We start from the raw sequence: 24,392 nt of genomic DNA on the forward strand, positions 1-24,392 counted from the left end.
TTTTAAAGTTATATAAAAATGCATTCTTTATCATTTTTTATTAACAATTAGCACCAGTAAACATACTGTTTTTCATAAATTTACTGAATGGCCAAAAGTTCGGTATAACTTTTGCAATTATTATTAAAAAAAATCGAGTAATTTTACCATATAAATTTTAGAAAATGGACGATAATTTTTCACCTAAAGTTAAAGATGTAATAGCGTATAGCAAAGAAGAAGCGTTACGACTAGGGCATGATTTTATTGGTACCGAACATTTAATGCTAGGGCTATTACGCAAAGCTAATGGTGATGCTATAGATATATTAAATGCCTTGGATATTGATTTGGCAATGCTTCGTAAAAAAATCGAGGGGCTTAGTCCTGCCAATGCTGACAATCCGACAGGCAATGACAAAAAAAGCTTACACTTAACAAAACAAGCAGAAAAAGCATTAAAAACTACTTTTTTAGAAGCCAAGTTATTTAAAAGCAATGCAGTTAGTACTGCTCATTTGTTATTGTGCGTGCTGAGGAACGAAAATGATCCGACCACTAAGTTGTTAAATAAATTTGATATTGACTATAATGAGGTGAAAACATTGTTTACACAATTATTTACCGATGATGTAGATATTACCGAAACCCCAACAGCCGAAAGTGATAAAGGCGATGATTTTGATGAACCAAAACAAAATCCATTTGGAGGGAGTTCTGGTGCTAAACCAAGTAAATCCAATGCAAAATCTAAAACACCTGTTTTGGACAATTTTGGTCGCGATTTAACTGCACTGGCTGAGGAGGGCAAATTAGACCCTGTTGTTGGTCGTAAAAAAGAAATAGAGCGTATTTCACAAATATTAAGCCGTAGAAAAAAGAACAATCCCATTTTAATTGGTGAGCCAGGTGTTGGTAAATCGGCCATAGCAGAAGGATTAGCTTTGCGGATTATTCAACGTAAAGTGTCACGTATTCTTTTCAACAAACGTATCGTTTCCTTGGATTTGGCAAGTTTAGTTGCTGGAACAAAATACCGTGGTCAGTTTGAAGAGCGTATGAAGGCTCTAATGAACGAATTAGAGAAGAATGACGACATTATTTTATTTATTGATGAAATACATACTATAGTAGGTGCCGGAGGTGCTACAGGCTCTCTAGATGCTTCTAACATGTTTAAACCTGCCTTGGCAAGAGGTGAAATTCAATGTATTGGAGCAACGACACTAGATGAATTTAGACAAAACATTGAAAAAGATGGTGCTTTAGAACGTCGTTTTCAAAAAGTAATGGTCGAACCCACTTCGGTTGAAGAGACCATTCAAATTCTAAATAACATTAAAGATAAATACGAAAACCATCATAATGTCGATTTTACAGATGAAGCTATTGAAGCTTGTGTAAAATTAACCAATAGATATATGACAGATAGATTCTTACCAGACAAGGCTATTGATGCGTTGGACGAAGCCGGATCTAGAATTCATATCACCAACATTGTCGTACCCAAACAAGTACTTGAACTAGAAAAACAACTAGAAGATGTTAGAGAGCTGAAAAACAATGTGGTAAAGAGTCAAAAATATGAAGAAGCTGCTCGTTTACGTGATGATGAAAAACGTATAGAAAAAGAATTGGAAATTGCCCAAAAAGAATGGGAAGACCAATCTAAATTACATAAAGAAACTGTAACTGAAGATAATGTTGCTGAAGTGGTTTCTATGATGACTGGCATTCCTGTAAACAGAATTGCAGAAGCAGAAAGTTCAAGATTGGCAGATTTACCAAATATGATTAAAGGTAAAGTCATTGGTCAAGATGAGGCAGTAAGTAAAGTAGTGAAAGCCATTCAGCGTAACAGAGTGGGATTAAAAGACCCAAACAAACCTATTGGTTCCTTTATCTTTTTAGGGCAAACGGGTGTTGGTAAAACACAATTGGCAAAAGTATTGGCAAGAGAGCTATTCGATTCTCCCGATGCATTAGTCCGTATAGATATGAGCGAGTACATGGAAAAGTTTGCCATTTCAAGATTAATTGGTGCACCTCCAGGCTATGTGGGTTATGAAGAAGGTGGACAGTTGACCGAAAAAATAAGACGCAAGCCTTATGCTGTAGTACTGTTGGACGAGATTGAGAAAGCACATCCTGATGTGTTTAATATGCTCTTACAGATTTTGGACGACGGTTATATTACGGACAGTTTAGGGCGTAAAATCGATTTTAGGCATACCATTATCATTATGACTTCTAATATCGGAGCTAGACAATTAAAAGATTTCGGTTCTGGCGTTGGATTTGGTACAGCTTCTAGAAAAGAACAGGCAGATGCCAATGCAAAAAGTGTCATTGAAAATGCGTTAAAGAAAAGTTTTGCTCCTGAATTTTTAAATAGAATTGACGATGTTATTGTGTTTAATCCACTTGAAAAAGAGGACATACATGCCATTATTGATATTGAATTAGAGAAATTATTAGAACGCATCGATGGTCTCGGTTATCACTTGAAGTTAAGCGAAAAAGCGAAAGATTATATTGCCGATAAAGGTTTTGACAAACAATATGGTGCCAGACCTTTAAAACGTGCCATACAAAAGTATATTGAAGATGCCTTGGCGGAAGAAATTGTCAATTCTAAACTCAAAGAAAATGACACCATTTTTATGGATTTGGATGAAAAGAAACAAGAGTTGACTATAAAAATTAAAAAGGCAAAAAAGTCGGTTGAAGAGAAAAAAGAAGAGTAAATCAGTTGGCACTTGTCAGTCTTCAGTTGTCAGAAATAAATTATTAAAAAAGTTGTCATATTGGCAACTTTTTTTGTGCAACAATTTGTTAAAGAAATTTGTATTAAATTTACTTGAATGAATAATGGTAACTTAAAAAGTAAATCATGAAAGTTTCATTAAGATTAATAACAATTACATTATTTGCAATACTGCTATCATGTAAAGGAAAAATAACAAAGGATAGTAACTATTTTAAAACAGAAAAAGAACTCATCAAATCTACTTTAATCGATATGTGGGATGCTATTGAAAAAGGAGATATTGACAGATATGCAAGTTATGTCCATCCTAATTTTACTCAATTTGGAGAAAATGACAGTGTTTTACGCAAAGGGAAAGAGGCCGAAGTAAAAGGTATTGAAGATTGGATAAAGAGCTCCACTCCTATTCATACAGGAATGCATGAACCAGAAGTAACCATAAATGGCAATACCGCTTGGATAACCTATTATTGGTCTGATTCAGGCTCTACCTATGGTGTTCCATTTGCAACTAAGGGAAAATCAACTCGTATTTTTGTAAAAGAAAATGACAAATGGTTGTGTATTCATGGGCATTATACGTTATTATCAAAACCGTAATGTCCCTTATTTTTTGTATCTTTAGTACTCGGTATTTCAAAAGATGAAAAATTCAGCAAAAATTCTACTAGGTGTATTAACATTTTTACCCCTTCTTCTAATCATAACTTATATTGTTTATATATTTATTGGGTTCATACCAACCGCTATACAAACTGAAAACAGTGACGGAGAAGTTCCTATTGCATTATTTGAATCACTTTCGGTAATGATAATCCTTATTGTTTTGGCAATTTTTATAAAATTGATTGTAATGGTCTATTATATTATTCATGCCAGCAATAATCCAAAAAATGAAAGTAATACCAAAATCATGTGGATTGTTTTACTAGTTTTAGTGGGGACTATTGCATCAATTGTATACTATTTTGTTGAAATTCTACCTTCTAGAAAAGAGGGAAATTCGTTAGGTTATACACCGAAGAATCAATAACAGCGTATTATTTAGCCAAACAACTCCTCATTATCAATGCTTAAATTCTGAATAAAAGCAATGCTTTTGACAATGAAATCGTGCAACACAGCATCTTCTTTTATAAAATGTATATCTTTTCTATACATACTTAAAAAAGATTCTAAAAATTCAGAGGTCTTTAAAGGTTTTCTAAACTCCATAGCTTGAGAAGCATTCAACAACTCTATTGCTAAAATAGTTTCTAAATTATCAACAATTTTTTTCGTTTTAGTAGCAGAATTTGCTCCCATACTTACATGGTCTTCTTGCCCATTACTAGAAACAATAGAGTCAACAGAAGCTGGGGTTGCTAGTTGTTTGTTTTGACTAACTATACTAGCAGCAGTATATTGAGGAATCATCAATCCTGAATTTAATCCAGGATTAGAAACTAAAAAAGCGGGCAAACCTCGCAAACCCGATACGAGCTGAAAAGTGCGGCGTTCTGATATATTTCCTAATTCAGACAAAGCAATACCAAGAAAGTCTAATCCCAAGGCTAACGGCTGTCCATGAAAATTACCACCTGAAATAATTTCATCAGAATCCACAAAAATATTGGGATTATCGGTTACCGAATTGATTTCTATTTCTATGGTTTTTTTTACAAAATTTAAGGTGTCTTTACTTGCACCATGTACTTGCGGCATACACCGAAAAGAATAGGGATCTTGTACATGTTTTTTCTTTCGATTTACAATCTCGCTATCCTGTAAAAACTCCTTTATTTTTTTTGCCGTTTGCAATTGTCCATTATGCGGTCTAATCAAATGAATTAAGGTATTAAAAGGCTCTATTCTACCATCAAAAGCATCTAAGGAAATGGCACCAATAACATCGGCTAAATAAGATAATTTAAAGCTTTTTAATAAAATTGAAACACCATATGCACTCATAAATTGAGTACCATTCAATAATGCCAACCCTTCTTTAGATTGTAATTCAATTTTATCCCAGTTAAACTTTTGTAAGATTTCTTCTCCGGTAAATCTTTTTCCTTGGTGCATAACCTCGCCTTTTCCAATAAGAGGTAAAGCTAAATGTGCCAATGGCGATAAATCGCCAGAGGCTCCCAACGATCCTTGTGTGTAAATTATGGGTAAAATGTCATTATTATAAAAGTCAATCAATCTATTTACCGTAACTAACTGAATTCCAGAATGTCCATAACTTAACGATTGAATTTTTAACAATAACATCATCTTCACAATGTCTTCAGGCACTTTTTCTCCAGTTCCACAGGCATGAGACATTACTAGATTCTCCTGAAGTGTTGTTAAGTTTTTTTTAGAAATCTTAACATTATGAAGTGCCCCAAAACCAGTATTAATACCATAAATTGGATTTTTGTTTTTGGCCAATTTAGTATCTAAATAAGCTCTACATTTATCAATTTTTTCAGCTGATTCATCAGATAGTATTAGCTTTTTAGATGAGCTAACAATATCTTTAATAGTAGATAAACTCAAGTATGTACTGCTTATGGTATGGATCTCTGTCATTTTAAAAATTAAAACCCAAATGTAAAGAAATATTTTATACAACCTTTTACTATTCTAGTTTTAAACTATACATACGCTATTAACTAAATTTTAAGCATTTACTGCATAAAAAATAGTACTTTTGCGACCGAATTAAAATTTATAATAAATGCAAAAGATAGCCTTAACACTTATAGTCTTGGTTTTACTGATTTCATGTAAAAAAGAGGAAGCACCTAAAGATTATGCTGAACTTTCAGGTAAAATTACCAACCCACAAGATTCTGTAATAAAAATAAGTAGCAGAAGTTTTAATAAAAATATTAAAGTTAATGAAGATGGTACCTATTCTGATACTTTAAAAGTAAGTGATGAATTTTACATGTTACTACATGGCAATGCCAGAACAATTGTTAACATTGAGAATGGACACGATTTAGATTTTAATTTTGATGCCGATGATTTATTAAACACTGCTGAATTTTCAGGTGTTGGGTCTGGAACCAATAATTATATGACTGCAAAAATGAAGTTAGAGGAAGAGTATAAGTTAGGTAACCCTGGAGGCTTTTTTGAATTAGAGAAATCAGATTTTGAAAAAAAAGTAAGTGATGTAACTGTTAAAACTGAAGCTCTTTTAAAAAATGCTCAAGATTTAGATTCGACTTTTATTGCTAAAGAAATTGAAGGCAATAATCGATTTATTGAGTTTTTGAATACAAATTATGATGCTCAGCACGCCATTTTAGCACCAATTGCAACGGGCAAACCCTCACCAACTTTCAATTATCCTGATACGAAAGGGAAACTAATATCACTAGAAGACTTTAAAGGTAAATATGTTTATGTTGATGTTTGGGCTACTTGGTGTGGGCCTTGTATTCAAGAAATTCCTTCCTTAAAAAAATTGCACAAAGAATATGAAGATAAAAACTTAGCAATAGTAAGTATGTCAATCGATAAAATGAAAGATAAGGAAAAGTGGGAAAAGATGGTGGCCGATAAAAACTTAACAGGAAATCAAATTATGGTTGATAAAGAATGGGAATCTGATTTTGTTAGAGGCTATGGTATTACTGCTATCCCAAGGTTTATATTAATTGGCCCTGATGGAAATATTATAAATAACAACGCCCCAAGACCATCGGACCCCGCATTGAGAAAATTATTTTCTGAATTGAAAATATAATTACTTTAAAACTAATTATTTAAGAACCTCAAAGCTTTTATGTTTTGAGGTTTTTTTATTAAACAATTAAAGTTTAAACCTCTGTAATTATTTGGTAACTAGATATTAAAGTAATGCAAAAAAGAACATCATACTTTTAAAACTATGTACTTCTAGTCCTTATTGGTTTATTTTAATTTTGTTCTAATAACTTCTAAATATCTATTTAATTCTTCTTTCACTTTTGGGAATAACAATAACAAACCTATCATATTAGGAAACACTAATGCCAAAATCATTGCATCAGAGAACTTAATTACTGCATCTAAAGTTACAGCTGCACCCAAAATCGTAAAAATCAAAAAGATTATTTTATAACTTAAATCTATTAATTTACTTCTTCCAAAAAGATATTTCCAAGATTGTAGCCCATAATAAGACCATGACAGTATAGTAGAAAAAGCGAATAAGGTTACAGCAAAAACTAATAAGTAAGACGAGCCAGGTATTGCATTATCAAATGCCAAAGAAGTTAAATTTACTCCACCCACTCTACTACCATCTGCCATTAATGCTTGTCCATTAACAACATTACCATAATCAAAAGCCCCATCTACATTGAACATAATAATTACAATAGCAGTCATAGTACAAATTACTACCGTATCAATAAATGGTTCTAATAAGCCTACTAAACCTTCTGATGCCGCAAATTTGGTATTTACAGCTGAATGTGCAATTGCTGCAGAACCAGCACCAGCTTCATTAGAAAATGCGGCTCTACGAAAACCTTGAATCATCACACCAATAAAACCACCAGTAATAGTAGCTTTTGGTGTAAAAGCTTCGCTAAATATTAAACTAAATGCATCATCAACATAACTGATATTTGACACTATAATAAACAAGGCAGCTGCCACATACAAGACTGCCATAAAAGGCACTATTTTCTCAGTTACTTTTGCAATTCGTTTAATACCACCAATAATAACTATACCTACAAAAACAGCAAAAACAAGACCAATTAAACTTCCTGATGCAGAACCTTCTATACCAAATCGTTCAATAATTTGTGCCGCAGCTTGATTTGTTTGAAAAGCATTACCTCCTCCAAAAGAAGCACCAACACACAGTATTGCAAAAGTTACGGCTAATAACTTACCTAAATGTTTAAAACCTCTTTCTTTCAGCCCTCTTGATAAATAATACATTGGACCTCCATATACATTACCTTCCTCATCAATGTCTCGATACTTAACACCTAATGTACATTCAACAAATTTTGAAGACATACCTAACAAACCTGCTACAATCATCCAAAAAGTTGCCCCAGGTCCACCAATAGATATGGCAACAGCTACCATTGCAATATTACCTAAACCAACTGTTCCAGATACAGCAGTTGCTAATGCTTGAAAATGATTTACTTCACCATGATGACCTTCATCCTTTATTGTGTCTAACAAATCACCATCTACTTCATGAACATTTGTATTTAACGAGTTATCCAATTTTTCCAGATTATCATACTTACCTCTTACAACTTGAATAGCAGTAGAAAAATGTCTAATATTTACAAATCCAAAGTAAATAGTGAAAAATAAAGCCCCACAAAGTAATAATATCAAAACTATTGGAATACCAAATCCTGCAATGGTAACTTCAGTAAATATTAAATTTTCCCACCAAATAGCAAATGGCATAAATGCATCATTGACACGCTCATCTAATCCTTTAGATTGTGAGTTTACTAAAAACGGAAATAATGAAAAAACTATAATTAAGTGCTTGTGCTTTAAATTCATGATAAAAGTTTAGGATTTGATTGCAAACATGCAAACAAGCAATTTTAAAGTGTAAGAAAGTCAGAAATAAAATAAAAATGTCAGTAAAAGCATTACTGACAAGAGATTAAAGAGAAGAGTTTATATTATTATGTTTTCTGGTGGTAATGCTAAACGAATTCTTCGTTCACGTTTTTCAGACATCTCAAAAAGTGCAGCTCTCATTGGAATTAAGTGATTGTCTTTAGTCCAATTCTCTTTGCCAAAAATACCATCCATTAAAGCTATTAATAATCTCTTTATTTCATTATGATCATTAATATCATAGGTTTTTGAAACGTCAAAATTTTTAGGTTTAATTTCTAACCAATCATCTCCATTATCCTTTTTTCGTCTAGCAAATTTTAAAAATAACTCATATAACGCGGGTGTTAAAATAACTTTCCGCTCGTTACTGCCAGATAATCCTCTTAAAAGCACAAATAGCTCTAATTTATCTTTACTATTTTTAATCTTTCCAAACTTAATATGAAAATATTGTGATTCAGGTATTACGTTCTCAGCCAATTCTTTTACCCAACTTAATGCCAACGCAAAAAATAGCATAATTAACGATGTTTTAAAAATAGCTGAAAATAAGGTAACATTTACTTCAGCATCAGTGAGCTTAAACAATTGAGCAACCAATGTAATTAAGATAGTAACTAAAGAAAGCCATGCTAATATTTTCAATCTTCTTTTAGCAAAAGATTCCCAGAGAACTAAGCCTAAAAACCCTAAAGTCAGAAAGGCATAATACACATCTAACTCACTAATTAAGCTAAATGTTTTACCAGAAATCATTTTACTTATGGTTGGCAATAACGAAAAAAGAAAAGGTAAACCAATAATGTAAATCCAATATTTTGATTTTATAATATGGTCAACTGGTTTAGGTAAATATCTAAACCATGGTAAAGCTAATAAAATGAAAAGGCTATTAAATAACGATAGAATACTTCTCCATCCGCTTAGAAAAAAATTATTTACATTATTGAATTGTGCATAATAAACTTCAATACCACCAGAAATACTCCAACACAAAACTGACAATGCTAACCAAACTTGGCCAAAATCATTTTGACGTTTACCTATGTGCCACCAAATAGCTAATAATGCTATAAAAGCAAATAGACATACACTAAATTGCCACCAGCCATAAAAAGATAATATTTCGTTAGTTATACTCAGAAAATTTGTTTAGAATTCAAATATAACTAAAAAGGTTTATTAAAATATTTTAAGAAATTAAGTTATATTTACTGACATGAATTCAAAAACAATTAGTAACGGTATTTTAAGAGCTATTGCCATTCTATTAGGTGTCGCACTTCTACTCTATTTTTTATATACGATACAATCTGTTATCGTATATATTATTATTGCAGCAGTATTATCATTAATGGCTCGTCCAGTTATACTGTTTCTACGTAGAAAGCTTAAATTTCCAAATACGCTTGCCGTAGTAGTAACTATGGTTATGTTTTTAGGATTGACTTTTGGATTAATCTCAATGTTTATTCCATTGATTAACCAACAAGGAGAAAACCTCTCTTTATTGGATTTAAACCAACTAGAAATGAATTTAGAGCAGCTGTTGGCTCAGGTAAATGCGTATTTTTCTGAGATTGGAATCAATATTTTTGAGCAATTAAAAAGTGCCGATATTTTTAAAAACTTTAAAGCTGTACCCTACTTACTAAATACTGTGGTTAGTGCTGTGGGCAACTTAAGCATTGGTCTGTTTTCAGTATTGTTTATTGCATTTTTTCTAATGAAAGATAGTCGCCTTTTAAATAGAGGTTTATTAACCTTGGTACCTAACAATAATGAGTCGCGATTTCAAAAATCTTTTGAAAAGATAAAAGATTTATTATCGCGTTACTTTTTAGGGTTGATATTGCAAATTCTTATTCTTTTTGTTCTCTACACCATAATCTTATTGATTTTTGGCATTCAAAACGCAATAGTTATTGCTTTTCTTTGTGCATTGTTAAACCTAATACCCTACATAGGACCATTAATTGCCGGTGTATTAATGGCTGTTTTGACAATGACCAGTGATGTGACTTTAGATTTTAGAACAGAAATTTTACCCACTACTATATATGTTATGATAGGTTATTTGATTGCTCAATTAGTAGACAACTTTTTTAGCCAACCCAAAATTTTTTCAGAAGCTACTAAAGCTCATCCATTGGAAATATTTTTGGTGATTATTATTGGAGGATTGTTATTTGGAGTTGTAGGGATGATTGTTGCCGTGCCCGGATATACTGCTATAAAAGTAATTTTAAAGGAATTTTTGTCCGATAATAAAATTGTAAAATCATTAACAAAAGATATTTAAGCTTTGCTATTCTGGAAACCATCAGGCATTTTTTCAATTGAACATACATCTATTAAATACCGAAGCACAAACTTTTATCAATCAAAATTTAAATGCCAATATAGCCAAACTCATCTTTAGAGGCAGCCCTTTTAGTGAAGTTACTATTCAAGAATTAGTAGGGCAAATTGAAGCTAAAAAAAAAGCCAAACAAAAACTTCCTACTTGGTTTTCATCGAAAAACATATATTATCCTAATAAAATAAATATTGAGCAAACATCGTCGGAAATTACTGCAAACTATAAAGCCAATCTAATAAAAGGACAACAAATTATTGATATTACCGGAGGCTTTGGTATTGATTCATTTGCATTTGCAAAAAGATTTGAGACAGTAACGCATTGTGAAATCAATAAAGAGCTATCAGATATCGCCAATCACAATTTTAAAACATTGTGTGTTAAAAATGGAAAGACCATCAATGCAGATGGAATTATTCATTTAAAAGAAAAAAATCAACAATACGATTGGATCTATATCGACCCATCCCGCAGAAACGATGCTAAGGGCAAAGTATTTTTATTAGAAGATTGTACTCCCAATGTACCTAAACACCTAGAAACTTCTTTTCAATATAGCGACAATATAATGGTTAAAGTCTCGCCTATGTTGGACATATCCTCAGCAGTATCGGAATTGGATTACGTCAAAGAAATCCATGTCATTGCCATACAAAACGAAGTTAAAGAATTGTTGTTTTTACTAAAAAAAGGATATAACAAAACGATTCATACAAAGACGATAAACTTTACGAAAAACAAAAGACAAACATTTAGTTCCGATCGGGTAAAAAAAAATGAACCAGCTAACCTATCTAAACCCTTACATTATATCTACGAACCTAATTCTGCAATTTTAAAAGCTGGATTATTTAATGAAGTATCACATCAGTTAAAAATACCTAAATTAAATATTAACAGCCACTTATATACATCAAATGAGTTGATTGAATTTCCTGGTAGAGTATTTAAAATAGTCAATCAACTTCCATACAATCTCAAAGACCTTAAAAAGGCTCTACCTAATCAAAAAGCCAATATTACAACTAGAAACTTTCCGGAAACCGTAGCACAAATTCGTAAAAAAACTAAAATTAAAGAAGGCGGAAGCCATTATTTATTCTTTACAAAAGATACTAATGAGCGTTTGATTGTGTTAATAACTTGTAAAGTTTAATTAACGCACTTAAAAGTGAGGGAATATTTTGTATTTTAGTGCAGTTAACTTATGAGTAAATATGGCAAATAAAAATATCAGATCACTATCCTATCGAAAAGAATTTGACGACAATCTTTTTGAAAACATATCCACGTTGGCAAAAAAACCAGCGAATCAAGAAGAGTTCCATCAATTAGCAGAACGCTTTATGGTGGATGATTCCGTAGTGTTAGGCACCACTTCTTTTTATGATTTTTTACGACCAGAAAACCAGTACAAAACTGTTCACGTTTGTAACGGAACTGCATGTATGGTGGCTGGAACACAAGACAATTTAAACCAAAAACTAAATACTATTGTTGGTGAGGATAAAGTAGGACATGTGCCCTGTATTGGGCATTGCCATAAAAACAACGCTTTTTTATATGACGATAAGACATATTCTGCAAATGATTTTGAAATGTTGCAGGAAATAATCGCTAATAAGCAATCATTAGAAAACAAATATCATGTTGATTGTAATACCACCCCAATTTTAACTTCTAAAATTGAGGATATTACAGCGTTTTATAATCTAATTGAGGATTTTAAAAACCATCCTGATAAAGTAATAGATGAATTAAAAACATCAAATCTGCGTGGGCGTGGCGGTGCAGGGTTTCCGTTTTATTTTAAATTGGATGCCGTAATTAAAGAACCCTTCGACTCCGCTCAGGGTGACACACAAAAGTATATTGTCTGTAATGCTGATGAAGGTGACCCTGGAGCATATTCAGATATGTATTTAATGGAGCATCAACCTCATAAAGTACTCTTTGGAATGATGATAGCGGGTGTAACCGTTGGTGCAGATACTGGAGTGCTATATATCCGCGGTGAGTATCCTGACTCAATCAGAAAAGTAAATAAAACAATTGAAGAATTGCAAAATCTAGGTCTATTAAATGAATTTAGGTTTAAAATTATACGCGGACAAGGCTCATATGTATGCGGAGAAGAAACAGCTTTGCTAAATTCCATTGAGGGTTTACGTCCAGAAGTACGTGTGCGACCGCCCTATCCCGCTCAATACGGATTATATGGAAAGCCAACGGTACTTAGTAATGTCGAAACTTTTGCCAACATCCATTGGATATTAGAAAATGGTGGTGCAGCTTATGCAAAATTGGGTAATGGAAAATCGACAGGAACTAAACTGGTTTCATTGGACGGGTTTTTTAATCGACCTGGAATGTACGAAATCGAAATGAGCACACCTTTAAAAACTGTTTTTGAGGAATATGGACAAGGTTTTAAATCAGATGTCAAGGCAGTCCAAATTGGTGGGCCTTTGGGCGGAATCGTTCCGACTAAAAAAATAGCAGGTTTAACCCTAGATTTTGAATCATTTGCTTCGCAAGGTTTCTTATTGGGACATGCCAGTGTGGTTTCCATCCCCAATGACTTTCCAATGGTGAAATTCTTAGAACATTTGTTGGAATTTACGGCAGATGAATCTTGTGGTAAGTGCTATCCGTGCAGAATTGGCTCTCATCGTGGTTATGAAATGTTGAAAAAAGCTCAAAACGAAGATTATAAAATTGACAGACAATTATTCGATGATTTAATTGAAACCTTAGAAATTGGTTCTTTATGTGCATTGGGCGGAGGCGTACCCTTGCCTATTAAAAATGCCTTACAGTATTTTCAAGAGGAATTGAAAGAATATTTTGGATAGGTAATTAGAATACATACATTATGAAAGCATATATAAACAATATAGCACATACCATAAAGCATGGAGAAACAATTCTTGATTTTGTGAGAAGAATTGAAGAAAAAGATGCTATTCCCACCATGTGTCAAGATGATCGATTGGATAATTTCGGCTCATGCCGAGTATGTTCCGTAGAAGTGGCCCGAGAAAAAAATGGTATTACTAAAACTATGGCTTCATGCCATACCCCTGCTTCAGAAGGACTTTACATTTATCACAATACCGATAAAATGAAACGCCTGCGTAAAAATATAGTTGAATTGGTGTTGACCGATTATCCAGCAGACAAAATTTTCCCCGCAGACGACAAAAAACCTACAGAATTCCAAAAAACCATTGCTCAAATTGGCATTCCTAATATTCGTTACCCAAAAGGTGATAATCACCTGGATATCAAACCAGACAAAGCTCATCCCTATATAAAATCTGATTTATCGCAATGTATCAATTGCTATCGTTGTGTGCGTGCTTGTGAAGAAATTCAAGGTGAAATGATATTGAATATGTCGGGACGTGGCTTTGCTACAAATATCATCAAAGGATTTGATACTACTTTTGACGAGTCGGCCTGTGTTTCGTGTGGTGCCTGCGTACAAACTTGCCCTACCGAAGCCTTAACAGATAAATTTGAAACCAAAACACTTATTGCCGATAAAACTGTCCGAACTACCTGTACCTATTGTGGTGTGGGATGCCAATTAGATGTTTCTGTAATTGATGGAAAAATAAGAGGTATTCAAGCACCCGAAACCGCTGAAGTAAATGAAGGGCATACTTGCTTAAAAGGTCGTTTTGCATTTCAATTTTACGATCATCCAGACCGCTTGCGTGAGCCGATGATTAAGAAAAATGGAAAATTTGAAGTAGTAAGTTGGGATGAAGCCTATGATTTTATTGCCAACAAACTCATTGAAATAAAGAATAAATACGGTGTAGATGCTATTGGTGGAATATCCTCATCAAGAGCTACTAATGAAGAAAATTACCTAATGCAGAAAATGATTCGTGTAGCATTGGGTACTAACAACATTGATGGTTGTGCTAGAGTTTGTCATGCCCCAACAGCTTACGGTATGCAACAAGCATTCGGTACAGGTGCGGCTACCAATTCTGTTGAAGATCTTAAAGAAACCGATGCCGTTTTCTTATTCGGAGCAAATCCCATAAAAGGACATCCCGTAACAGGAGCCAAAATTAAACAAGCTTTCATGAAAGGCGTCGTTTCAATCGTGGTTGATCCGGTAAAAACCAAATTAGCAGAGTTAGCTACTCATTTTCTACAAATTAGACCAGGAACCAACGTTGCTATACTGAATATGATAGCCCATTATATTGTTTCCGAAAATTTGGTAAAACAAGATTTTATAGATACTTATACCGAAAAGTACAACGACTTTAAAAAACATGTAAGTGGTTTGGATATGGATGAACTATCTGAACTTACCGGTGTTGACAAACAATCGGTAAAAAGGGCTGCTATAGCCTATGCTACTGCAGAAAGGGCTATGGAGTTCCACGGTTTGGGCGTAACAGAACATTTTCAAGGAAGTAAAACCGTAATGCTGCTTTCAAATATTGCAATGATGACAGGTAATGTAGGAAGAAAAGGTGTCGGACTGAACCCTTTACGCGGACAGAACAACGTGCAAGGAGCAGCGGATATGGGCGTACAGCCCCATCAAGGAGCAGGATATTTGGACGTAAATGACCCAAAAATTCAACAATATTATGCAGAAAAATACGGTATTGCCAAAATGCCAGAAAAAGAAGGCCTAAAAATTCCGGATATGCTTGACGCCGCTATAGATGGTAAGATAAAGGCGTTATATATCATGGGTGAAGACACTATTATGACCGATCCAAATACAAACCATAGCATTAAAGCTTTTGAAAATTTAGACTTAATTGTGGTACAGGAATTGTTTATGACTGCTACTTCTGAAATGGCTGATGTAGTGTTACCAGCTTCGTCATATTTTGAAAAGAACGGAACATTTACCAACGGCGAACGCCGTGTGCAAAGGGTAAATAAAGTTATTGAACCGATAGGCAACACGAAACCGGATGGCCAAATTATCATTGATATGATGCATAAGTTGGGATATGACCAGCCTACCGGACTTACCTATGATGCTGCCAAGGTTATTGAAGAAATTGCCGACGTAATCCCTTTTATGAAAGGGTTGACCTGGGAAGGACTGGGTAAAAACGGTTTGCAATGGCCCATAAAAGAAGATGGCACCGATACCAAGATGCTACATATAGATGGAGCATTTAAAAAGGGAAAAGGAAAATTCCATTATTTTGATTTTGAAGAATCTCCAGAAATTGTTGAACATGGAGCTAATTATCCTTTTATTCTTACTACTGGACGAGAATTAGAGCATTACAATTCTGGTACAATGACTAGGAGAACTGATAATCAAGATATTTTATCGAAAGATTATTTAGAGGTAAACCCAAAAGATGCTAAAATAAAAGGCATCACTAATGAAGATATTGTACGTATATTTTCAGACCGAGGTAGCGTAAACATTCCAGTTAAGATATCAAAAAATGTAAAAAAAGGAATTTTACGGACTACTTTTCATCAACCAGAAGTGTTTATAAATATTATAACAGGAAGTGTTGGTGATAAAGAAACTATGACTCCCGAATACAAAGTAGTAGCAGTTGATTTTGAAAAAGTTTAAGAAGTAGAGAATGTCCACTTTTAATTATGAAGCCTTTAAATTCAAAGGCGATACTTCAAAAAAAATAATGGATACGCTAGTTGTTGAGGCAGCTTTGCAAATCAATATCAACGACGAAGCTTATACTGTTGTAATGCGTACTCCCGATAACGATATGGAACTTATAAGAGGTTTGTTATACGCTGAAGATATTTATAAAAACGATGAGCCAATTGATTTTAAAGTAGTTGAAATTCAAGACAACGGGTTTAGTATCATAAATCTAATCATCCCTAAAGAAAAGTTAGGAAAAGGCTATCTGAACAAACGCACATTACTTTCGGTTTCATCATGCGGCATATGTGGCAAGCAGAAAATTGACGATGTAAAAGTTACGGGAGCCAAATTTTCAGACACTTCTGCAATAACGCCGCTACAATTGGCAAAATTATTTTGCATGATGCAGGAAAATCAAGCTCTTTTTAAAAAAACAGGAGGTTCTCACGCAGCAGCAGCTTTTAATAAAAAGTTGAAATTGTTATCGGTTCGTGAAGATATAGGTAGGCACAATGCGGTTGATAAGGTTATTGGAACACTACTTAATAACAGCACACTTAAACAGGCATCTATTTTATTAGTAAGTGGTAGGGTTTCTTACGAGATTATTTCCAAAGCATTCATTGCCGGTATCTCAACCGTAGTTTCAGTATCTGCTTGCTCATCTTTAGCAGTTGATTTTGCCAAAGAGTTTGGAATTAAATTAATCGGTTTTTGTCGTGATGAAAATGCTACGTATTACACTTAAGTTAAGCTATTGAATTATCCGTTAAAAACACCCATAGCCTCGTATTTTGCCATGCGTTCCTTAATCAATTTTTTTATAGTGAGCTTGCTCAACTCATTATAGGTTTTAACAATCTGTTTTTCAACAATGGCAAACGTTTCATTTCTGTTACTGTGGGCTCCACCAAATGGTTCTTTGATAATACCGTCAATTAAGCCTTGCTTTTTCATGTCTTTGGCAGTCAATTTCAAAGCTTCAGCGGCTTCCTCTTTATGATCCCAACTACGCCAAAGAATTGACGAACATGATTCGGGTGAAATTACTGTGTACCAAGTATTTTCCATCATATATACCCTATCTCCTACTCCAATTCCTACAGCTCCACCAGAAGCACCCTCACCGATTATTATCGAAATAATAGGCGTTTCTAAAGTGGTCATTTCAAAAATATTTCTAGCAATGGCTTCTCCTTGTCCACGCTCTTCTGCTTCTAAGCCAGGATAAGCACCTGGGGTATCAATTAGCGTGACTACAGGAATACCAAATTTTTCAGCCATTTTCATTAAACGCAAAGCTTTGCGATAACCTTCAGGGTTTGCCATTCCAAAATTTCTATATTGGCGTGTTTTGGTATTGTAGCCTTTCTGTTGACCTATAAACATGTAGGATTGATCTCCAATCTTACCTAGTCCACCAATCATAGCTTTGTCATCTTTCACATTCCTATCTCCATGCAATTCCATAAAAGTTCCTTTGGTTAGAGCTTTAATAAAATCTAAAGTATAAGGCCTTGACGGATGTCTAGATAATTGAACACGTTGCCAAGCGGTAAGGTTTTTATAAATATCGGTACGGGCTTTTTCCAGCTTCTTTTCAATCTGCTCACAAGTTTCGGTAACATCAACATCACTCTCTTCCCCAATTATCCTACATTTTAACAATTGCTCTTCTAATTCTTGTATAGGTTTTTCAAAATCTAAATATTCCATAAATTTTTAAAGGTTGGTAATACAAATATATAGAAACTATTTTATCATTAATAAAACTATTAAAAATACTTCAAATAATATTTTATGAAAAATGAAAAGAAACTAATGCTTATCTTTGATGCTTTAAAACCATAAATAAAATGGAGCGTTCAATTATACTTAATAATTCTGAAATACAACATAAAATTAGAAGAATGGCATTTCAGATTTATGAGACCAATGCCAATCAAAAAGAAGTAGTTATTGCCGGAATTGCCCATAACGGATTTGTTTTAGCAAAAAAATTAAAATCTATTCTTGATGATATTTCACCCATCAAAGTTATAGTTTGTGAAGTTATAATTGATAAAAAGAAACCATTAAACCCAATAGAAACCTCTTTAAAAGAAAGTGAATATAAAAACAAATCGTTAATCTTGGTAGATGACGTTCTAAATTCTGGTACCACGTTAATGTACGCAGTCAAGCATTTTTTAGAAGTGCCTTTAAAACAATTTAAAACAGCGGTTTTGGTAAATAGAAATCATAAAAAATATCCTGTAAAAGCTGATTTTAAAGGCTTATCCCTTTCGACTTCAATACAAGAACACATTGCTTTAGAAATAGAAGGAAATAAGATGATTGCTTATTTAGATTAATTTTTATTCTACCAATAGCAAAATTTCTTCAACTATTTCTTTTTTCTTTTTTCCGTCGGTTAAAATAGTATGTGTAGCCTGTTGGTAAAAAGGGCTTCGCTCAAATAAATGTTTAGCAATAAACTCTTTTAAATCATTATTGGAAATGTTAGCTACTAACGGTCTTTTTTGTTTATTTTTAGTTTTAGATAGTTTTTTATACGAATTTTGTAATGAAGATTTTAAATAAAAAGAAATTCCAAACTCATTAACAATGTTCATATTGTTTCCGTAACAAGGTGTGCCTCCGCCCAAAGCTAAAACAAATTCATCTTCATTTTTAAGTAATTCTTTTAAAAATTGCGTCTCTTTTTTTCTGAAATAAATCTCTCCTTTTGTTTTAAATAACTCTGGAATGGTCAATTGTTCCCTTTCAGAAATATAATCGTCTAAATCAATAAAAGGCAATTGTAACTTTTTGCCTATTCTTTTTCCGACACTGCTCTTTCCACTTGCCATGTATCCTAATAAAACGATCTTCATAAAAGGTATTTATCTTATATTATGTAGTTTACAAATATCGGTGAAAATTTTTTAAAAAATACCTTGGTAAATAAATATTAGATATTATATTTGCAACCGCATTTTGAACGACCTGGTAGCTCAGTTGGTAGAGCATCTCCCTTTTAAGGAGAGGGTCCTGGGTTCGAGCCCCAGCCAGGTCACAATATTTAGAAAAGTTAAGCTATTTTAGCTTAACTTTTTTTTAGTTTATGCACATGTGGCGGAATTGGTAGACGCGTTAGCTTGAGGGGCTAATATCCACTAGGATGTGCAGGTTCAAGTCCTGTCATGTGCACTTTCTTCTTATAAAAAGCAAATTAATTGCTTTTGGTATCTTTTTTGTAAACAATTAACAAAATATTTTATTTTATTATTAGTATTATTGCCTTATGCAAAAATTAATACCCATTTTACTGCTAATTTTAATGTCTGCCAGTGTTGTCAACGGTCAAAATGAAAATGAAATTGTCCCTCGCGATTCTGTCAAAATATTAAAAGGTAAAATTATAGATGTAAATGACAAAACTGCTTTACAAAGTGCTCATATTGTAAATTTAAATACTGCTGAAGGAACTATAACCAATACAAATGGCAACTTTGAAATTCCTGCTCAAGCCAATGATACTTTACATATTTCTTACATTGGTTACCAATCCATTAAATTGAAAATTACCAATGACTTACTAAGAGGTAATGAGCTTGAAATTGCTATACATGAAAAAACATTGGACATTGATGAAGTTACCGTAAAGGCTCATAATTTAATAGGTGTATTAGAAATTGATGCAAAAAATGTACCTATGGATAAATATTCGAGGATCCATATTGAAGGTTTGCCTCAAACCTATGAAATAGGCAGACCAAAAGGTAAAGATTATGCTGGAGTTGGAGCCGCACTATTTAATCCAATTGATTTTTGGTATAATAAATTCGGTAAAAAACCAAAAGAACTTAAGAAGCTAAAAAAGCTAAAAGAACAAGATAATTCTCGTGATATGATGGAGGAAAAATTCAGTAGAGAAATTCTTATGGATTATATGGATATGAGCAGAAAAGAATTGGATGACCTTTTAAAAGAATGTAATTATTCAAACAGTTTTGTAAGAAAAGCAAGTGATCTACAAATTATAGAAGCCGTTTTAGAATGTTATGAAAACTACCGTGCTATAAAAAAAGGCAAAGTAACCAAGGACAAGATAAGGGTCAACAATCAAGAAAAGAACTAATTAAAAAGGGAGGTCAATGACCTCCCTTTTATTTTTTATGTTAATGATTATTTAGTTGTTACCCAAAATTAATGGTAATCCATCTTTACTACTTCCTACAATAACCACTTTTGAATTTGGTGATTTAGACAACTCTAATGTAGCCTCAATCCCTTTATCTTGGAGTATTTTATCAGTTAAGGATGCACTTAGTATTTTATTAGCATCTGCTTTACCTTGTGCTTCTATACGCTGCTTTTGAGCTTCTTTGTCAGCAGTAACCAATCTAAACTCATATTCTAAAGATTCTTGTTCTTGTTTTAATTTTCTCTCAATAGCCTCTTTAATAGTAGGTGGTAATGTTACGTCTCTAATTAACACTTGATTTAATTGAATGTATTGATTATCCACTATTTTTTTTGTTTCTTCATAAATTTCTACCTGAATTGCGTCTCTTTTACTCGAATACAACTGTTCTGGTGTATAACGTCCAACCACACTTCTTGCTGCAGAACGAATAGCTGGCAACAATATACGTTCAATGTATTGTTCGCTTTTTTCTTGATGTAATTTTCCTAAAGATTCATATTTAGGTTGAAACCAAGTTGAAGCATCTAATTTTATATCAAGTCCATTTGATGATAATACATCCATTTTTTCAAAGACTTCTTGTTGTCTTACTTCATAGACATAAACTTTATTCCAAGGTGCTACAATGTGAAACCCCTCACCCATAGGTGGTTGATCTGTTACAACTCCCTGTCCAAAACGTTTCCATAATACACCTGCTTGGCCCGCTTCTATAGTTACAAAGGCTTTTGAAAATAATATTATTGCAATAATTACCAAAAATATAATTGGCAAAATTGCTTTAGGTAAATTTAATTGATTACTGCTCATGATATTGTTATTAGTTAATAGTTGTTTGTTATTGATGAGTCAAATTTACGATTAAAAAATCATTTAATATTCATCTTTATAACCACAATCTTCATCAAGAGGTTCAAATTCTATAGTTATATGTTCTATTTCAAAATTATTGTGCATCAATTTTCTAATTTTTCGTTTTAAGCCATATGTTTCTTTTAAAGGTATGGAACCATTGTTTAAACTTACATGTAGTGAAGCTAAGTTATATTCGCCATCTAAACTCCAGACATGACAATCATGAATTTCATCAATTTCGGGCATTGTTTTAAGTTGTTTACGAATTTCATCAATCGATATTTTTCTAGGTGTACCTTGTAAAATAATACGTAGTGTTTCCTTGATGTTTTTAAAAACATTAAACAAAATAAAAACGGCAATTAAAAGTGAAAGAATGGGATCCAATATTGGCACATCCCAAAATTGCATAACTATACTGGCAATAAGTACGGCAGCCCAACCCAATACATCTTCCAGCAAATGCAGTGATACTACACGTTCGTTCATTGAAGTGCCTTGTTTTAACTTAAAAACTGCTGCTCCGTTTACTATTATTCCTAAAATAGCCAACCACATCATTCCTTTAGCATCCGCCTGTTGAGGGTCAAGCAACCCCGGAATGGCTTCTTTGATTATAAAAACTGAACCTACAACTAAAATGATGGAATTAATAATTGCTCCTAATAAAGAAAATCGTCTATAACCATAAGAAAATTTTTTTGTAGCTCCTTTGTTAGACAATTTTTGAAAATACCAGGAGAGACCAAGACTGAGACTATCACCCAAATCATGAAGTGCATCGGACATAATAGCTAAACTATTGGTATAAATACCACCAATAAATTCAATAATTGTAAATATTAAATTTAAGAAAAAAGCCACTTTAATATTGCCCGTGTCGTGGTGATGTCCGTGGTCGTGTGCCATGAATTTATAACTTTATTACTCTGACGGAATTAAATCAATTAAGATGCATTCTAATAAATAAAAGTAGGAATAACTATTACAAATATTCAAATCTTACCATAATATTTTCGAATAAACCATTCTAAAGTCAAAAATAATAGTGTTAGAGCCAATAACCATTTCCAATCAATTAAAGATTGAGTATGCTCTTCGCTTTTTTGGACAATTTTATACCTTTCGTCTTCAAGCAAACTATCAATCAATGTATCTATTCTGTCAATGTGTGTAAAAAGTCCATTTGAGGATTCAGCCAATAATTTTAAATCTTTAGTATTAGCCGTTGATAATTGCTGCTCTATATCATAAGATAAAACCGAAAAACTACCATATTTTGAATTACTTTTATCTTCAGTTTGTACCGAAAAATTGTAATCTCCAGATTTTAGATTGTTTAAAATAACCTCGTAATGATTGTTATTTAAGGTAAAAGGAATTTTTAGGTTTTCTTTAGTATCCTTATTGGTTAATGATAAAACCAAGCTCGCACTATTATCAAAAACATAAGTAGCATCAAAAAACTGAGCCTTAATAAGAACATTCTGATTAGCATAAGTAAAAGGTTGATAATCTACCTCTAAACGGTTATACTTTTTGTTTGAGGATAGATACTGAATCAATTTATTGAAGAAATTATCGAATTGTTCAAACGAATTTTGAGATACATAATTTTGCATTCTCCATTTCCAACTGTTACTACCAAGTAATATTGCTCCTCTTCTATCATTCAATGAAAACGTTGCCAATAGTGGGTTTTCAGTTTTAAAATTTAAAACACTTTGATAAAGAATTGTTTGATGTGGCACTTTAAATTTTAGCTCTCCAAAATATACTTCTAGTGGAGTAAAGTCAGAAAAATTAATATCCTCGGTAATAAATTCGTTATAATCAGAATTAAATATGGGAACATAATTCTCTATTTTAGATAGAGAATTTTTAGTAAAAAAAGGTTGAGCTTTATTAAGAAAATTCCAATCTGTATCAGAGCCAGTTATAAAAAATACATTTGCCTTAGCTATTTCTATATCTTCAACTATATTATTAAATTTATTATTCGGTTGATATAGCATAACTAATTGATAATCTTTATATTGATATTTTTTATTAAGATTATTTTCAATAATAACTTCGTGTTGTTTATTTGTAGCTATTGAGCGACGTACCATACCAATATCAGGATGATTAACCTCACTTAACACCAAAATTTTTGCCTGTTCATCAATAACTTCAATGCTAAAATTCTTTTGATTATTAATCGTATTCTTTTCATTTGATAACGGAGCAATGGTACATGTAAAATTTTGCACACCAACTGCTTTAGCTTTTAAATTAAACTGAACTTTTTGTGATGCTTGTACATTAGAAAAAGTCAGTAACTTTTTGAATATTATATTTCCATTTTGCTTTATCGTAAAAGTATTGCTAACATTTTGAGTGCCCTTAAACTGTACAAAAACCTCAACTGGAAAGTTATTATTTAAATTGGCATAAGAATTTACATTTATTTGATTTATTCTTAAATCATCATATTGTAAAGTATCACCTAATACTACTGCATAAATTGGGTTTTTTGCCTTATAATAAGCATAATTAGCCCCTTTTGTTTGATTACCGTCAGTAATTAAAATGGTGGGTGCAATATTATCCTTATGCATCAGATTCAGTTTCTGAAGCGGATTTGTAATATTGGTTTCTGAAATGTTGTAAGCAAAAGTGTCTTGAGTGTACAAATTATCTGCAAAGGCATAACTATTAACATCAAATTTATCGTTAAGGGCGGTATTAGTTTTTATCTGATTTACATATGCATTGACTTTATCATCTGCTTTTGCATAGGCTACAGAAGTTGAATTATCAACCAACACATTTAACTGTGGTTTTACATCCTCAGTAATAGTTGATTTTATTTTAGGATTTATCAATAAAACTAGTAAAGAAAATATAGAAAAAAAACGTAAAAACGTCAATAATATATTGACTTTAGTGCGGCTCTTATTTTTATAATAATACTGAAAAAAAGCCATCATTAAGGCTATGATGGCGGCTAGTATTATCAATAAAATAATATTTGAAGTCATGCAAAAATTAGTCA

Annotated in this window: 19 protein-coding genes and 2 tRNA genes; 13 read left to right on the plus strand and 8 right to left on the minus strand. The window is 32.7% G+C overall.

Translation table 11 applies throughout. The features are described from left to right. Window positions 1-164: 164 nt before the first annotated feature. From U5A88_RS07095 to U5A88_RS07105, 3 genes are all read left to right on the plus strand, one after another. Window positions 165-2,726 (plus strand): ATP-dependent Clp protease ATP-binding subunit, encoded by a 2,562-nt coding sequence (locus U5A88_RS07095; protein WP_354205031.1) that lies wholly within the window; start codon window positions 165-167, stop codon window positions 2,724-2,726. A gap of 146 nt (window positions 2,727-2,872) precedes the next feature. Then, on the plus strand, window positions 2,873-3,349 hold the full coding sequence (locus U5A88_RS07100) for a YybH family protein (RefSeq protein WP_354205033.1): 477 nt from the start codon (window positions 2,873-2,875) through the stop codon (window positions 3,347-3,349). Between the two features lie 43 nt (window positions 3,350-3,392). Beyond that, window positions 3,393-3,782, plus strand: coding sequence for a PLDc N-terminal domain-containing protein (locus U5A88_RS07105; protein ID WP_354205035.1), 390 nt, complete (start codon window positions 3,393-3,395; stop codon window positions 3,780-3,782). Between the two features lie 11 nt (window positions 3,783-3,793). Here U5A88_RS07105 and hutH read toward each other — a convergent pair whose 3' ends face one another. Continuing rightward, window positions 3,794-5,305, minus strand: a complete 1,512-nt coding sequence (hutH, locus tag U5A88_RS07110) for a histidine ammonia-lyase (RefSeq protein ID WP_354205037.1) — start codon at window positions 5,303-5,305, stop codon at window positions 3,794-3,796. Between the two features lie 148 nt (window positions 5,306-5,453). Here hutH and U5A88_RS07115 point away from each other — a divergent pair, with 148 nt between their 5' ends. Next, window positions 5,454-6,473: a TlpA family protein disulfide reductase gene (locus tag U5A88_RS07115; protein WP_354205039.1), complete on the plus strand. Its 1,020-nt coding sequence runs from the start codon at window positions 5,454-5,456 to the stop codon at window positions 6,471-6,473. A 167-nt stretch (window positions 6,474-6,640) separates the two neighbouring features. On the opposite strand, the gene U5A88_RS07120 is transcribed toward U5A88_RS07115, so the two are convergent. Together U5A88_RS07120 and U5A88_RS07125 are read right to left on the minus strand one after the other, a co-directional pair. Beyond that, on the minus strand, window positions 6,641-8,257 hold the full coding sequence (locus tag U5A88_RS07120) for an alanine/glycine:cation symporter family protein (RefSeq protein WP_354205041.1): 1,617 nt from the start codon (window positions 8,255-8,257) through the stop codon (window positions 6,641-6,643). Window positions 8,258-8,377: 120 nt separating this feature from the next. Next, the gene (locus U5A88_RS07125; RefSeq protein WP_354205043.1) at window positions 8,378-9,328 is read right to left on the minus strand and encodes a hypothetical protein; all 951 of its coding nucleotides are present in this window, start codon (window positions 9,326-9,328) and stop codon (window positions 8,378-8,380) included. A 214-nt stretch (window positions 9,329-9,542) separates the two neighbouring features. On the opposite strand from U5A88_RS07125, the gene U5A88_RS07130 reads away from it, so the two are divergent. From U5A88_RS07130 to fdhD, 5 genes are all read left to right on the plus strand, one after another. Then, entirely contained in the window at window positions 9,543-10,625 is a 1,083-nt protein-coding gene (locus tag U5A88_RS07130) for an AI-2E family transporter (RefSeq protein ID WP_354205045.1), read from the plus strand. A 37-nt stretch (window positions 10,626-10,662) separates the two neighbouring features. After that, the gene (locus tag U5A88_RS07135; RefSeq protein WP_354205047.1) at window positions 10,663-11,841 is read left to right on the plus strand and encodes a THUMP-like domain-containing protein; all 1,179 of its coding nucleotides are present in this window, start codon (window positions 10,663-10,665) and stop codon (window positions 11,839-11,841) included. Window positions 11,842-11,902: 61 nt separating this feature from the next. Further along, entirely contained in the window at window positions 11,903-13,540 is a 1,638-nt protein-coding gene (locus tag U5A88_RS07140) for an NADH-ubiquinone oxidoreductase-F iron-sulfur binding region domain-containing protein (RefSeq protein WP_354205049.1), read from the plus strand. A 20-nt stretch (window positions 13,541-13,560) separates the two neighbouring features. Further along, complete coding sequence (gene fdhF, locus U5A88_RS07145) at window positions 13,561-16,272, plus strand: formate dehydrogenase subunit alpha (RefSeq protein ID WP_354205051.1); 2,712 nt, start codon at window positions 13,561-13,563, stop codon at window positions 16,270-16,272. A 10-nt stretch (window positions 16,273-16,282) separates the two neighbouring features. Next, window positions 16,283-17,056, plus strand: coding sequence for a formate dehydrogenase accessory sulfurtransferase FdhD (gene fdhD, locus U5A88_RS07150; protein WP_354205052.1), 774 nt, complete (start codon window positions 16,283-16,285; stop codon window positions 17,054-17,056). Window positions 17,057-17,070: 14 nt separating this feature from the next. On the opposite strand, the gene U5A88_RS07155 is transcribed toward fdhD, so the two are convergent. Beyond that, window positions 17,071-18,024, minus strand: a complete 954-nt coding sequence (locus U5A88_RS07155) for an acetyl-CoA carboxylase carboxyltransferase subunit alpha (protein WP_354205053.1) — start codon at window positions 18,022-18,024, stop codon at window positions 17,071-17,073. 140 nt (window positions 18,025-18,164) lie between these two features. Here U5A88_RS07155 and U5A88_RS07160 point away from each other — a divergent pair, with 140 nt between their 5' ends. After that, on the plus strand, window positions 18,165-18,662 hold the full coding sequence (locus tag U5A88_RS07160; protein WP_354205055.1) for a phosphoribosyltransferase domain-containing protein: 498 nt from the start codon (window positions 18,165-18,167) through the stop codon (window positions 18,660-18,662). A 3-nt stretch (window positions 18,663-18,665) separates the two neighbouring features. On the opposite strand, the gene U5A88_RS07165 is transcribed toward U5A88_RS07160, so the two are convergent. Continuing rightward, a complete protein-coding gene (locus U5A88_RS07165; protein ID WP_354205057.1) occupies window positions 18,666-19,184 on the minus strand; it encodes a shikimate kinase in 519 nt (172 codons plus the stop codon). A 109-nt stretch (window positions 19,185-19,293) separates the two neighbouring features. Between U5A88_RS07165 and U5A88_RS07170 the strand changes: the two genes are divergently transcribed. The 3 genes from U5A88_RS07170 (at window position 19,294) to U5A88_RS07180 (ending at window position 20,431) form a co-directional block, all read left to right on the plus strand. Then, a tRNA-Lys gene (locus tag U5A88_RS07170) sits at window positions 19,294-19,366 on the plus strand. Between the two features lie 50 nt (window positions 19,367-19,416). Further along, a tRNA-Leu gene (locus U5A88_RS07175) sits at window positions 19,417-19,500 on the plus strand. 94 nt (window positions 19,501-19,594) lie between these two features. After that, window positions 19,595-20,431, plus strand: coding sequence for a carboxypeptidase-like regulatory domain-containing protein (locus U5A88_RS07180; RefSeq protein ID WP_354205058.1), 837 nt, complete (start codon window positions 19,595-19,597; stop codon window positions 20,429-20,431). A gap of 51 nt (window positions 20,432-20,482) precedes the next feature. Here the strand turns inward: U5A88_RS07180 and U5A88_RS07185 are convergent, their stop codons facing one another. From U5A88_RS07185 to U5A88_RS07195, 3 genes are all read right to left on the minus strand, one after another. Next, a complete protein-coding gene (locus U5A88_RS07185; RefSeq protein WP_354205061.1) occupies window positions 20,483-21,310 on the minus strand; it encodes a prohibitin family protein in 828 nt (275 codons plus the stop codon). A gap of 63 nt (window positions 21,311-21,373) precedes the next feature. Continuing rightward, window positions 21,374-22,264 (minus strand): cation diffusion facilitator family transporter, encoded by an 891-nt coding sequence (locus U5A88_RS07190; protein ID WP_354205063.1) that lies wholly within the window; start codon window positions 22,262-22,264, stop codon window positions 21,374-21,376. A gap of 86 nt (window positions 22,265-22,350) precedes the next feature. Then, window positions 22,351-24,378: a VWA domain-containing protein gene (locus U5A88_RS07195; protein WP_354205065.1), complete on the minus strand. Its 2,028-nt coding sequence runs from the start codon at window positions 24,376-24,378 to the stop codon at window positions 22,351-22,353. Between the last annotated feature and the right edge of the window lie 14 nt (window positions 24,379-24,392).

Source organism: Aureibaculum sp. 2308TA14-22 (assembly GCF_040538665.1).
GTDB lineage: Bacteria > Bacteroidota > Bacteroidia > Flavobacteriales > Flavobacteriaceae > Aureibaculum.